Annotated in this window: 12 protein-coding genes; 8 read left to right on the top strand and 4 right to left on the bottom strand. The window is 55.1% G+C overall.

Going from position 1 to position 13,268, the window contains the following annotated elements:
- The first annotated feature begins 55 nt into the window (after window positions 1-55).
- The 5 genes from J5067_RS17870 (at window position 56) to yjiA (ending at window position 6,493) form a co-directional block, all read left to right on the top strand.
- Window positions 56-973 (top strand): EamA family transporter, encoded by a 918-nt coding sequence (locus J5067_RS17870; RefSeq protein WP_264645214.1) that lies wholly within the window; start codon window positions 56-58, stop codon window positions 971-973.
- A 141-nt stretch (window positions 974-1,114) separates the two neighbouring features.
- Window positions 1,115-2,767: a hypothetical protein gene (locus J5067_RS17865; protein ID WP_264651679.1), complete on the top strand. Its 1,653-nt coding sequence runs from the start codon at window positions 1,115-1,117 to the stop codon at window positions 2,765-2,767.
- Between the two features lie 267 nt (window positions 2,768-3,034).
- Window positions 3,035-5,188, top strand: coding sequence for a carbon starvation CstA family protein (locus tag J5067_RS17860; RefSeq protein ID WP_264651678.1), 2,154 nt, complete (start codon window positions 3,035-3,037; stop codon window positions 5,186-5,188).
- Between the two features lie 96 nt (window positions 5,189-5,284).
- Window positions 5,285-5,488, top strand: coding sequence for a YbdD/YjiX family protein (locus J5067_RS17855; RefSeq protein WP_195313178.1), 204 nt, complete (start codon window positions 5,285-5,287; stop codon window positions 5,486-5,488).
- Window positions 5,489-5,533: 45 nt separating this feature from the next.
- The gene (gene yjiA / locus J5067_RS17850; RefSeq protein WP_264651677.1) at window positions 5,534-6,493 is read left to right on the top strand and encodes a GTPase; all 960 of its coding nucleotides are present in this window, start codon (window positions 5,534-5,536) and stop codon (window positions 6,491-6,493) included.
- A 55-nt stretch (window positions 6,494-6,548) separates the two neighbouring features.
- Here yjiA and J5067_RS17845 read toward each other — a convergent pair whose 3' ends face one another.
- On the bottom strand, window positions 6,549-7,802 hold the full coding sequence (locus tag J5067_RS17845; protein WP_264651676.1) for an MFS transporter: 1,254 nt from the start codon (window positions 7,800-7,802) through the stop codon (window positions 6,549-6,551).
- A 284-nt stretch (window positions 7,803-8,086) separates the two neighbouring features.
- On the opposite strand from J5067_RS17845, the gene J5067_RS17840 reads away from it, so the two are divergent.
- Complete coding sequence (locus J5067_RS17840; protein ID WP_264651675.1) at window positions 8,087-8,269, top strand: type II toxin-antitoxin system HicA family toxin; 183 nt, start codon at window positions 8,087-8,089, stop codon at window positions 8,267-8,269.
- Between the two features lie 51 nt (window positions 8,270-8,320).
- Complete coding sequence (locus J5067_RS17835; RefSeq protein ID WP_264651674.1) at window positions 8,321-8,728, top strand: type II toxin-antitoxin system HicB family antitoxin; 408 nt, start codon at window positions 8,321-8,323, stop codon at window positions 8,726-8,728.
- Window positions 8,729-8,965: 237 nt separating this feature from the next.
- On the opposite strand, the gene J5067_RS17830 is transcribed toward J5067_RS17835, so the two are convergent.
- The 3 genes from J5067_RS17830 to J5067_RS17820 are packed head-to-tail and all read right to left on the bottom strand — an operon-like array spanning window position 8,966 to window position 11,418.
- Entirely contained in the window at window positions 8,966-9,766 is an 801-nt protein-coding gene (locus J5067_RS17830; RefSeq protein ID WP_264645208.1) for a pyrroline-5-carboxylate reductase, read from the bottom strand.
- Between the two features lie 25 nt (window positions 9,767-9,791).
- Window positions 9,792-10,613 (bottom strand): pyrroline-5-carboxylate reductase, encoded by an 822-nt coding sequence (proC, locus tag J5067_RS17825; RefSeq protein WP_264651673.1) that lies wholly within the window; start codon window positions 10,611-10,613, stop codon window positions 9,792-9,794.
- A gap of 46 nt (window positions 10,614-10,659) precedes the next feature.
- Entirely contained in the window at window positions 10,660-11,418 is a 759-nt protein-coding gene (locus J5067_RS17820; RefSeq protein WP_264651672.1) for a VOC family protein, read from the bottom strand.
- A gap of 223 nt (window positions 11,419-11,641) precedes the next feature.
- On the opposite strand from J5067_RS17820, the gene J5067_RS17815 reads away from it, so the two are divergent.
- Complete coding sequence (locus J5067_RS17815) at window positions 11,642-13,267, top strand: ABC transporter substrate-binding protein (protein ID WP_264651671.1); 1,626 nt, start codon at window positions 11,642-11,644, stop codon at window positions 13,265-13,267.
- The last annotated feature ends 1 nt before the right edge of the window (window position 13,268 follow it).

Below are 13,268 nucleotides of genomic sequence, written 5' to 3'. Positions count from 1 at the left end.
TTTAGGACGATGAAAGCGCGCGAACGGGGCTGTCGCTCACTCGCTGGGGAATAAAATGTCAGTAAAAGATTGGCTGTTGGCGCTGTGTGTGGTGGTTGCCTGGGGCGTTAATTTTGTGGTTATCAAGGTCGGGTTGCAGGGGATGCCGCCGTTTTTACTGGCGGGGCTTCGTTTTACACTGGTGGCGCTGCCTGCCGTCTTTTTTGTGCCGCGCCCCCGCTTGCCGCTGCGCTGGTTGGTCGCCTATGGCATGACCATCAGTTTCGGCCAGTTTGCCTTTCTGTTTCTGGCGATAAAACTGGGTATGCCAGCGGGCATTGCCTCGCTGGTGCTGCAAGCACAAGGGTTTTTCACCCTGCTGCTGGGGGCGCTGCTGCTGGGTGAGGCGCTGCGTTGGAACCATTTCCTCGGCATTGCCATTGCTACGCTAGGCATGTTTGTGCTGGCGGAAGGCGGCATGCTGAACCAGACCACCACCGGGTTGACGCTGCTCACGATGCTGCTGACGTTGGGCGGCGCGCTCTCCTGGGCGTTCGGCAATATCAGCAATAAAGTCATCATGAGCCGCCACGGTGCGGGTTTGAATGTGATGTCGCTGGTGGTATGGAGTGCGCTGGTGCCGATTGGGCCATTCTTCCTGTGCTCCTGGCTGTTCGACGGTCAGGCGGCGATCGTTGCCAGCCTGACCAACGTGCGTATGAGCACGGTGCTGGCGCTCGGTTATCTGGCGTTTGTTGCCACCATCATGGGATTTGGTATCTGGAGCAGCCTGTTGGGGCGCTATGAAACCTGGCGCGTTGCTCCTTTGACGCTGTTGGTGCCGGTGTTTGGTATGCTGAGCGCTGCGCTGTTTCTTGATGAACACCTGACGCTGCTTCAGGTGGCTGGTGCGCTGCTGATCATGGTGGGACTGCTGGTCAATGTGTTTGGTGGGCGCCTTGCCGTGCTGGCGCGGACGCGTAGCGCATCTTAACCAAACCTCATCACACCCTGTTGTTATGCCGCTTTTCTGCAATCTGATACCGGTGGGAAGACCGTAAAATTGCAGCAAAACGGCAATGTCTCTCGCTCCGTCTCATAGCAATGTATGAATAGTTTAAAAAGGATTTAATCTATGCATGCGGCTTCATGTTCTGCTCGCTCTTGTGCCAATGCGCCCTTGCCAGCGCCTGCCGATGCAGGTCATCACGAGTTATGGTTTGATGCATGGGAGCAACGGTGCGTTGAGGACATCTGGTTCGATGCGCGCGATGGATCGCTGCCGGATACACGCCCACCGGCACAAAAAGCGGAGCATCTGGTGCCCTTTACCGAAGACTGTCGGCGCGCTATCAAAAAGATGATCCAGTATCTTGGTGATATGAAGCAGAATGCGCTTATTGCTACGGGATTGGCGCGACTATTGCCCGGCTTGCCGCTCGGGGTTATCGCAGTAGCCCACAGCCTGTATATTTCGGTCACCGAGAAAAGGGATATCGATCTGGCATTGCTCAATACGCTGGGGATGGTCGCGGTTGATATGCTCAGTGAAGGGAATGTGATTGCCCATTTGGCTGATTTCATTAAGCAAACGCTGCTCGACTACACCGGAATATCTTATTTTTCCCAGTTTCTGTCTCACGATCATAATCCTGCTTCTCATGCCATTTACCTGGCGCTTGGGCTTTTGGCAATTTCCACCCGATTTTGGATGATACAAGAACCGTCGCCTCAGCGCAGTCTGCTGCGCGTCCCGGTCTTTTTTGCCAATCTGTTAATCCGGATTGATGCTTACTGGCATCAGCTTTCGTGCATGGCGCAAAATGCGGATAAAATCGCCCATCTTCGACTGGAAAGCCTTCCCCTGCGCTCATCTGCGGTGAAAATTGCCAACAGTGAGGCTGTTCTTCCTGTGGTGGCGGGGGCGGTTGTCACAACGGCGCTGTCTACTCGGCGTGCAGCGGTGCGCAACAACGTGATTATCGGTGCGGTTGGCAGCGCAGTAAGTACGGTATTACTGGGAGGCGCTAAGCTTATCTATCATGCCTGCCTTACGCGTGGAGGTGCTTCCACGCAACAACCCGAAGCGACCCGAGAGGTGCACCGGCGTGAACGGGCTATCCCTTTAGCCCCTCACGCTGCGATAAAATCCTGCCATGAAATCAACCTGAAAACGCTTTCCCCTGCCGGGCTGCGCGGATTCAAACTGGTCAGCGATATGCACGGCGGCGGCATGCAGCCCGCTACCTACCGTCAGTTGCATGCCTGCCTGCTGGCCTATTTTGAGTCGGTTAACGGTATCAATAGCCTGATATTGGATATTCCCAAGGTGAGTGATAGCTGCAATGCGCTAAACCTGTTTCTGAAACGTAAAATGCCTGCCCACAACGCCAGGGTGCATTTCTCTATACGCGTAAATGCCTATTACCCGGAAATCCACTTTTTTACCTTAACCGATGGGGAAGGTCATACTTCGCTGGCACTCGGCAGAGTGAATAACGTGTACTTTGTGGATACCCATGAGGGGGGCGAAAAGGTTCGATTAACCGATACCACATTGCCGCTGGATGTGATGCGCTTCATCAACATGGATGTGGTGGTCCGCCAGCATGAAAGCGGTTGGCGGGTCGATATCAAAAGGTATGGCAGGTTAATTTTCTCCCGGGTGCTCCAGCAAAAACCGAGATTTGCCTCGCTGGGCATTGGCAGTCATATGCCGCTCGAGGAATACCGCAGAACGATTGAAATTCGTGCCTTGCAGGTAAAAGCGCTGCCGCCGGTACACTGAATGTGACGCTGCGTGCCTGACGCTGTTTTTCTCCCCAACCGCTTAGCGTGTAATTCTAACCGCTTAATACGCTATGCCACCGTCGATACAAATTGGTTCTGCGCGCTCGCTCGCATTACCGTATCGTCGCGCCATCACCACACCCCACACAGTCAACAATTCCTGCCTTGTCCAACACGGACGCCAACGGCGTGGTGGATGCTCGATATTGTTCGATAAAGATTAAAAAACAGACCATTAAGACTTAATTTGCCTGAAGGATGTCTTATGAAAAGCAGTACCATACTCAAACACATTCCCTGGGTGATGCTTGCCGTCATCGGGGCATCTTGCCTTGGCGTGGTTGCATTGCGCCGTGGCGAACACGTGAGCGCACTGTGGATTATCGTCGCTTCCGTGTCCGTCTATCTGGTGGCTTACCGCTACTACAGTCTCTATATCGCACAGAAAGTCATGCAGTTGGACCCGAGCCGCGCTACGCCAGCGGTGGTTAACAACGATGGCCTGAACTATGTGCCTACCAACCGCAACGTGCTGTTCGGTCACCACTTTGCGGCTATCGCAGGCGCAGGTCCGCTGGTAGGGCCGGTGCTGGCAGCGCAGGTCGGCTACCTGCCGGGCACGCTGTGGCTGCTGGCGGGTGTGGTGCTGGCCGGTGCCGTGCAGGATTTCATGGTGCTGTTCCTCTCCGTTCGTCGTAACGGTGCATCGCTGGGTGAAATCGTCAAGAAAGAGCTGGGCCCGGTTCCGGGCACCATCGCGCTGTTCGGTTGCTTCCTGATCATGATCATCATCCTGGCGGTGTTGGCGCTGATCGTGGTGAAAGCGCTGGCAGAAAGCCCGTGGGGCGTGTTCACCGTATGTTCTACGGTGCCGATCGCGCTGTTTATGGGTATCTATATGCGCTACCTGCGCCCAGGCCGCGTAGCGGAAGTGTCCGTTATCGGTATCGTGCTGCTGGTGATGGCTATCTGGTTTGGCGGCGTGGTAGCTCACGACCCGTACTGGGGCCCGGCGCTGACCTTTAAAGACACCACCATTACCTTTACCCTGGTGGGTTATGCCTTTGTTTCCGCTCTGCTGCCAGTATGGTTGATTCTGGCACCGCGCGACTACCTGGCAACGTTCCTGAAAATCGGCGTTATCGTTGGTCTGGCTATCGGTATCGTGATCCTGAACCCGGATCTGAAAATGCCTGCGGTGACGCAGTTCGTTGACGGCACCGGTCCGGTATGGAAAGGCACCCTGTTCCCGTTCCTGTTCATCACCATCGCCTGTGGTGCGGTGTCTGGTTTCCATGCCCTGATTGCTTCCGGTACTACACCGAAACTGCTGGCGAATGAAAACGACGCGCGCTTTATCGGTTACGGCGCAATGCTGATGGAATCCTTTGTGGCGGTGATGGCACTGGTGGCAGCGTCCATCATTGAGCCGGGCCTCTACTTTGCCATGAACACCCCGCCGGCGGCGTTGGGCATCACCATGCCGAACCTGCACCAGTTGGGTACGGCAGATGCGCCGATGATCATGGCGCAGTTGCAAGACGTCTCTGCGCACGCGGCAGCGACCGTTAGCTCCTGGGGCTTCGTTATCTCTCCTGAGCAGATCATGCAAACGGCGAAAGACATCGGCGAACCGTCGATTCTGAACCGCGCAGGCGGTGCGCCGACGCTGGCCGTGGGTATTGCGCACGTGTTCCACCAGATTATTCCTGGTGCCAACATGGGCTTCTGGTATCACTTCGGTATCCTGTTCGAAGCGCTGTTTATCCTGACCGCGTTGGACGCAGGCACCCGTTCTGGCCGCTTCATGCTGCAAGACCTGTTGGGTAACTTCGTACCGTTCCTGAAGAAAACCGATTCACTGGTGGCGGGTATCATCGGTACCGCAGGTTGCGTGGGTCTGTGGGGCTACCTGCTGTATCAAGGCGTGGTCGATCCGCTGGGCGGCGTGAAGAGCCTGTGGCCGCTGTTCGGTATCTCTAACCAGATGCTGGCCGCTGTGGCGCTGGTGCTGGGTACGGTAGTGCTGATCAAGATGAAACGCACCCAGTACATTTGGGTCACCGTGGTGCCTGCTGTGTGGCTGCTGATCTGCACCACTTGGGCGCTGGGCCTGAAACTGTTCAGCGACAACCCGCAGTTGGAAGGCTTCTTCTACATGGCTAACATGTTTAAACAGAAGATTGCCGAGGGCGGTGCTGACCTGAGTGCACAGCAGATTGCCAACATGAACCACATCGTTATCAACAACTACACCAACGCGGGCCTGAGCATCCTGTTCCTGTTCGTGGTGTACAGCATCATTGCCTACGGTGTGAAAGTGGCGATTGAAGCGCGTCAGGAAGATAAGCGTACCGATGGCGAAACCGATTATATCCCGGTTCCGGCAGGCGGCGTGAAGATCTCTAACGGTCACTGATAGGCTGATTCCCGCCGCAGATTGCGGCGGGAAAGATGACGAGTCGCCATACCCCGTATAAGATATATACGGGGTAGTTTTTTTAGGAGACCAGCTATGTTTGGCAACCTTGGCAAAGCGGGAAAGTATTTGGGACAGGCAGCGCGCATGCTGATTGGGATTCCGGACTATGAAACCTATGTTCAGCACATGCAGACCAACCATCCCGATCAACCACCGATGACCTACGAAGAGTTCTTCCGTGAGCGGCAGCAAGCTCGCTACGGCGGCGACGGCAAAGGCGGCATGCGCTGCTGTTAACCTCGTCCAGCACAGGAAGAAAACGCATTATTATCAGGAGCCGCGATGACGCAGCCGATTCATGTCACCATTCTGTCCGGGTTTCTTGGGGCAGGCAAAACCACGCTACTCCGGCATATTCTCAATGCCGACCATGGTTATAAAATTGCCGTTATTGAGAATGAGTTCGGCGAGGTGCCGATTGATGATGCGCTGATTGGCGAACGTGCCAGCACCATTACCACGCTCAGCAACGGTTGTATCTGCTGCACCCGCGCCAATGAGTTGGCGGATGCGCTGCTCGATCTGGTGGACGGTATCGATAAAGGCGCACTGGATTTCGATCACGTGGTGATTGAGTGCACTGGCATGGCCGACCCCGGCCCGATTGCCCAAACCTTCTTCTCCAATGAGCTGATTTGCGAACGCTTTATGCTGGACGGCATCATCACGCTGGTGGATGCGGTGCACGCGCAGCAACAGCTCGATCAGTTCACTATCGCCCAATCGCAAATTGGTTACGCCGATCGCATCTTGCTGACCAAAACCGACGTGGCAGGTCAGGATGACGCCCTGCTACAGCGCTTGCAGCGTATCAATGCGCGCGCGCCGATTTATACCGTGGTCAACGGCGAGATCGATCTCAGCCTGTTGTTCAACGTCGATGGCTTTATGCTTAACGACACACTGACGGTGAAAGCGCCGCTGTTCCGTTTCGTGGCACCACAGCAGAACAACGTGGAGTCTATCGTGGTGGAACTGGATCACGCGGTGGATTTTGCGGCGTTATCGGATGCGATGGAAGGCTTTTTGCTCAAATATGCCGATAACCTGCTGCGTTACAAAGGCGTTCTCGCCATCAACGGTGACGATCGCCGTCTGCTGTTTCAGGGCGTGCAGCGCCTGTACAGCGCGGATTGGGACCGAGAGTGGCTGCCGGAAGAAACGCGCGGTTGCATCATGGTCTTTATCGGGCTGGAATTGCCCGAGCAGGAAATTCGTGACGGCTTTGCCCGTCTGATGTGACTTATCACCAACACACCGCCTCCCCACTGATTGCGAGAGGCGGGTGTTCAATACGCTAGGCCGCACTGGCCTCCTGCGCAGGTTCGTTATGCAAGCGCTGACGCTGGCGCAGTGACGGGAACCATTTCATCCACAGTGCCACCACCAACAGCGTGCCAATGCCGCCAAGCGCCGCTGCGGGCACCGCACCCAACCACGCCGCCAGCAGACCGGATTCAAACTCGCCCAGTTGATTCGACGTATTGATAAAAATGGAATTGACCGCACTCACGCGACCACGCATGTCGTCTGGGGTATCAAGCTGCACCAGTGAGGCGCGAATCACCATGCTCACCATATCAAATGCCCCGAGGGCAAACAGCGCCAGTAACGACAGCCACAGTTGAGTGGACAGGGCAAAAACCAGCGTTGCGACACCAAAACCAGCCACGGAGGCGAACATAATCTTGCCTACGTTACGTTCCATCGCATGGCGGGTGAGCCAAAAGCCCATCAGCAGCGCCCCAACGGCGGGTGCGCCGCGCAGCAGCCCCAATCCCCACGGACCGGTGTGCAGGATATCCTTGGCAAAGATGGGCAACAGCGCCGTCGCCCCGCCCAGCAATACGGCAAACAGATCGAGAGAAATCACGCCCAACACATCAGGTCGGGCACGGATAAAGCGCACGCCAGCAAACAGTGTGGCGAAACTGGCCGGTACGCGCCGCACAGGTTCTTGCACATAGCGCAGTCGGCTGACCATCAACATGGAGATCAGATACAGCAGCGCGGCGGCGAGATATACGGTGCCTGCGCCCGCCACGTACAGCAGTCCGCCCAGCGCCGGGCCGACCATCATCGCGGCTTGTCCGGCAGCCGAGTTTGCCGCCATGGCGCGCGCCAGCATGTTGGGGGGCACCAATGCAGGCAGCATGGAAAGCATTGCCGGGGCTTCCAGGGTTTTGGCGATGGCAATGAGCAGCACCAGCCCAAGAATGGTTAACTCATCGGGCGGCTGGGTAAAAGCCAGTATCGCCAACAGCGCGATGGCGAACCACTCCACGAACTGGCCGATTAACACGATACGTCGACGGTCAAACTGATCGGCAATATGCCCGGCGGGCAGCGCCAGCAGCACGGAGGGTAAAAACTGCGCCAGACCAATCAGGCCCAGATCGAACGCGCGGCCAGTGACAGAGTAGATTTGCCAGCTCACTACGATGTTGAGCATCTGAAAACCAAACATAGACGCGGTGCGGGCCAGCCAAAATGCAACGAAAGAACGTTGACGCAGCAAAGAGTCTGCGCCCGGTGAGGCAAACAAAGCCATGGTGAATCCTGGTGTTAATCCAATACGACTATTCCCCGTTGGCGGGGTTTAGGGGGGAGTGACGTTATTTTTCTTACCATCCATGGCTTGGCGCAGGCAAGGTATTTTCGTGCTGGTCGAGCACATTGCGCACGGTATGCGTGCAGTATGTTAACTGCGGCCTGTTTCAGACAATTTATCCTACAATCCGCCTTGCTTTTTATACCCACTATACCCACCAAAAACTTGACGCCTTCCTGTTCTGGTGGGTATGATACCCACGATTCGATAACAAAGGGGAATGGATGAAAAGTGAAGAACTCATAAAGAAGTTGAAAAAGGCCGGTTGGGTACACGTCCGCACACGAGGCTCACATCACCTCTTTGAAAAAGAAGGTGAACAAGAGCCGATAGTGGTGCCTCATCCGACTAAGGATTTAGCGACGGGTACGTTGCACAAAATCCTAAAGCAGTTGGGCGAAAAATAAGTTGTACAGTAGCGTGCGACGCACGCTGCTTTTTAAGAGAGGAAATCGCGTATGAAATATCCAGTTTACTTACACCAGGCCGATAGCGGCACATACTCCGGGTTTGTACCGGACGTGGTGGGATGTTATTTCGCTGGTGACACTATCGACGAGGCGATCGCCGAAGCTCATGTTGCCATTGATGCGTATCTGGAATATCAAAGTGAGAAAGGTCGGGAAGTGCCGAGCGCCAAAAATATCAACGATTACAAAGATGATGAAGATTGCCAGGGTGGCATATGGGGTTTCGTTGATATCGATACCACTAAATATGAAGGTAAAGCAATAAAGTTGAACATTACTTTGCCGCAAAATCTTTTAAAACGCATTGATGATTATGTTAGCAGTAACGGTGAGTTTTCCAGCCGCAGCGGATTTATCGCTGAGTTGGCCCGACGTGAATTATTGAAGCATTCTTAAAATAACATTCCCTTACTCGAATCATTAAAGCCCACAATGTGGGCTTTTTTTTATCATTCATAATGCAGCCCCTCCAGCTTTTAGTACCACTGTCAGTGGCGACTTTACGTGTCTGTCAGGGAGGGGATTACGAGAGTAGTTACCTGCGCAACAAGTGGTCGTTGGGCTGCGCGAGGCGTTCGTGCATACAGCCCAACGTAGAGCGAACCACCTAACCAGACCCTGGCAGCCTGACGTTTAGCGTGAATTCGCCAGCGCGGTGGTACGTTTCACGGCCGCCAGTACGCTGCGTTGCAGCCCGGCAGCAAAATCGCTGTTATTCAGTTCATACAAGCCGTGCATGCCGACGCCTGCGGGCGAATTGTTGATATCCAGCAGTTGGCGTGGGTGTTTTCCGCTTAAACGTAGCATTTCTACTGCGCCCAGCAGATTTTCCTGCACCACCTTGGTTGCCAGCGGGCGCGGCAACCCTGCCAGCACACCGGCATCGGTCAGCGATTCGATAAAGTAGTAAATATAGTTCGGTCCCGCCACGCCAAAGCCGGTGAAGACATCGATCAGACGCTCCTCCAGATACAGCACTTTGCCGAATGCGGTGAAGAACCCATCAAGCTTTTCAGCCTGCGCATGTTGATTGAGCGTCACGCCGCTATAGCCATAGCCGGTGTCGGTCAGAGTATTCGGAATCACGCGGGCGATGGCGCGCGTTTCACCCAACAGTGCCGTCAACTGCGCCAGCGTAACCCCGGCCACAATGGAGATAACCGTGCTGTGCGCTGAGGCAAGCTGGTTAATACGCTGCGCCACGGCCGGAATATCATCCTGCGGGCGAACGGCAATCACCACCAAATCTGCGTTCGCCAACGCGCTATCCGACGTTTGGGTCGGCAACGCGTAGGTGTGCGTCAGGGTGGCGACACGCTCGGCATCAATATCTTCAATGCTGAATTGCGCGTCAGTCAGCGCCGGGTTGACCTGTGCGGCGCGGATAATGGCTTCTGCCATTTGTCCCGCACCAATAAAATGAATGTGTGCCATAGCATTTCTCTCGATCGAATGAAAATCAGGCCGGTTTGGTGTCTTGCGACAGGCGCACGGACTTCAAGGTGCTGGCGCGTACCGCCTGATAAATGGCCGCGCGGAAACCTTTGTCTTCCAACACCGCGACACCTTCAATGGTGGTGCCGCCGGGGGAGCAGACGTTGTCTTTCAGCACACCGGGATGCTGCCCGCTTTCCAGCACCAGCTTGGCGGAGCCCAACACGGTTTGTGCGGCAAACTGATACGCCTGTTTGCGCGTCAAGCCGCCGGCAACTGCGGCGTCGGCCATCGCCTCAATCAGGATAAACACAAAGGCGGGTGCTGAACCGCCGACGCCCGTGACGGCGTGGATCAGGTATTCCGGCACCTGTTCGTAGCGGCCAATGCTGCCGATCAGCGTATTGACCTGTGCCAGTTCTTCGGCGGTCACCTGGGCGTTGGGTGTCACGGAACAGATAGCTTCACGCACCAGTGCGGGGGTGTTCGGCATGACGCGCACTACTTTGCGCTCCGCGCCTACCACGGCACCGATCGCATCAAGCGAGATACCGGCGGCAATCGAGACCAGAATCTGGTTAGGGTTGAGCAATGCGGCAATGTCGTGCAGCGCGGCATCAATCACATCCGGTTTCACGGCCAGGAAGATAATATCCGCCTGAAGGGCCAGGTCGGCATTGCTGGTTGCCGCGATAATGCCGTGTTGGCTGACAAGCCCGGCGGTAATATCAGGAATGATGTCGTACGCAATAATCTGCTGCGGCGAGACAACCTGGCTGGAAATTAACCCTAACAGAATGGCGCGGCCCATATTACCGCAGCCAATAAAACCAATTTTTTTATTCATGGTGCTGTCTTTTTATCTGATAATTATTTAATCGAGTGAGTGAATATTAAACAAATTGATATTCGCCGCCGCCCAGCGTTACCGATTGACCTTTAACGGCGTCATTATCGGTGGCGATTTGCAATGCCGTGAGGCGGTTCTCTTCACCCGCTTGGAAAATAAATTGCTGTTCATCGATATACAGGGTAGTCGGCGTGTGTTCACTGGCTGGGAATTGGAACAGCTTTTGCCAGTGCTGTGCCACTTGCTCTGGATGCTGCACCGTGAAGATGGCCGCCTGAAGACGAGCCTGACCCACCGGGTGCGGTCTGTCGATATTGTTGGTGCGCAGGAAATCGAGACGGGCGGCGTCATTGGTTTTCCATTGCAGGACAAAGGGATAAGGCACGCCCTGGAAATCACCGCTGATGGTGAAGATGCGCCACTCGATCAGATTGCCCTGTTTGTCGTGGCGCTTGCCATCCACAATCGGCGACAGGGTTAACCCCTGCTCCTGCAATGCCTGATGGGTGGTATCAATGTCATCGCTGCGCAATGCCACGCGGTAGAGCACCTGCTGTTCCGGCAGCAAGCGCTTTGCGTCCTGAGACAGCAGAAAGTCTTGCGCTTGTTCCAGCTCCTGCGCATCACGAATGCTCAGGAATTCGAGGTAAGTCAGGCCAAAATAACTGAGCGCATTGTGAGTGCCCCAACCGGGGTGTGCACCACCGGGAAACGCAACCAGCTGGTTATCGGTAAAAGTAGCAATCGCGTCATCCAGGTGGTTGACATAATGTACGGCGTGATCCCAGCGTAATGTAGCCATGGTTTCCCTCGCGGAATTAAAAATAGGATTCGAACATTAGAAAGAGATTAACCCTAGTTAGATAGTAATTTTTTTATCTTTGCTTATCTGAAAAATGAATATAGCGATGCGAAAATTGATATATGCCAAATTCCTCTTTCGATATGACGAAACATCATTTACATAATAATTATTACTGACTTTATGCTCTGCGTTATTCTCCTCTTAATTCGAGTAACGATTCATGAATATTACCCGCAGACGCTTATTGCTTTCGACCGCCGCCGTGACGGCGACGTTGCCCTTTACCTCTTATTTATCTGCCGCACAGGGAACCGGTGCAACGGCAGCGGGCACCCCGGTGAAAGGGGGCACGCTGAGCGTACATCTGGCTTCTGAGCAGCGTATTCTCAACTCAGCGCTGCGCGCCTCCACCGGGGTATACATCGTCACCAGCAAGATTATCGAATCTCTGGTGGACTTGGATGCGCTGGGCAACGTGGTGCCGCAACTGGCAACAGGATGGCAAACCTCGCCGGACGGCAAACGCATTACCTTTACGCTGCGTCAGGGCGTTAAATGGCACGATGGCAAGCCGTTTACCGCCAGCGACGTGCAATACAATGCGTTGGAATTGTGGAAAAAACACCTGAACTACGGCACTGCGGTGCAACAGTATCTGGAAACGGTAGAGACGCCGGATGACCACACCGTGGTGTTCAACTATTCACGCCCAATGCCGATTGGCTTGCTGCTGCGTGCGCTGGCGGATCTCGGCTATGTAGTGCCACGCCACGTGTACGAAAACACCAACGTGCTGGAGAATCCGGCCAACACCGCGCCCATCGGCACCGGGCCATTCAAGTTTGTGCAGTACGAACGCGGACAATACATCGTCGCCACGCGCAACCCGGACTACTGGCGCGAAGGGCAGCCTTACATTGAGCGTATCGTATGGCGCATTATCACTGACAAATCCGCCGCTACCGCCGCGCTGGAAACCGGGCAGGTACAGCTAAGTGCCTACTCGCAGCTCTCACTGGCCGATCTGGATCGCCTGCAACGCCACCCGGATTTCGAGGTCACGCCGCGCGGTTCTGAAGGCAACATCTTCAACAACACCGTGGAATTTAACTTCCGGCGTAAAGAGATTGCCGATATTCGCGTGCGCCGCGCGATTGCTCACGCCATCGATGTGCCGTTCTTTATCGAAAACTTCCTGTATGGGCAAGGTAAGCCCGCCACCGGCATTATTCCGTCTACCGCCACCAACTTCTATCCGGCGAACAGCAAGCAACCCTATCCGTTCGATCGTAAAAAGGCAGAGGCGTTGCTGGATGAAGCAGGCTACCGCCGCCAGGCTAACGGCACGCGCTTCACACTGAAGCTGGTGCAGATTGTTAACGGTGAAGACGTGCCGCTGTTTGCCACCTTTATTCAGCAATCGCTGGCGGAAGTGGGCATCAAAGTGGAGATTGCCAACTACGACTACGCGGGTGCATTGACGGCGGTCTACAAAGAACACAATTTTGATATCGCCACCGGCTGGCACCAGTATCGCGGCGATCCGGCGGTTTCCACCACGGTGTGGCTGCGTTCCGGCAGCCCGGCGGGGGCGCCCTGGACCAACCAATATGGCTGGCAGTCTGATGCTATCGACAAGCTGATTGATGATGCCGCGTCAGAAGTCGATCCGCAGAAGCGCCGTGAGCTGTATGCCACGCTGGTCGCGCAGGTGAACGAGCAATTCCCGGTGTGGTTTGCCACCGAGCGCCAGTTCCTCACCGTCATCAATAAGAAGGTGAAGAACGCATTGAACACCGCGCGCTGGCCTTCCAGCAGTTGGCATGACACCTGGTTAGAGGGTTAAT

It is taken from the genome of Candidatus Symbiopectobacterium sp. NZEC151 (assembly GCF_025962655.1).
Lineage (GTDB): Bacteria > Pseudomonadota > Gammaproteobacteria > Enterobacterales > Enterobacteriaceae > Symbiopectobacterium.
The sequence above is the reverse complement of the archived record's forward strand: the minus strand, read 5'-3'. Positions and strand labels throughout refer to the sequence as shown.